Genomic DNA, 247 nt, shown 5'->3' with positions numbered 1-247 from the left:
CCCGGTCCCTCCCCCCGTGTGGCGAATCGCACTCCGCGGCTCCGCGTGAGTTGACAGTAAAGATAACAATACAGTCTCACGCGAAGGAGCATTCGAGTTCGTCACTCTGCCCGCACGTTCGCCCCGCAGTTCCTCGCCCGCGTCAGGAGCACCGAGCCTCCGCAGTCGCCGAGCACTTCCCTCGCCGCCCGTGCCGCATCCTGCATCCCGGAATCGCCGACGGCATAGACCGTCGGCCCGAACGAGC

The organism is Methanoculleus sp. UBA208, from assembly GCF_002498065.1.
GTDB lineage: Archaea > Halobacteriota > Methanomicrobia > Methanomicrobiales > Methanoculleaceae > Methanoculleus.
This window is presented reverse-complemented; position numbering follows the sequence as displayed.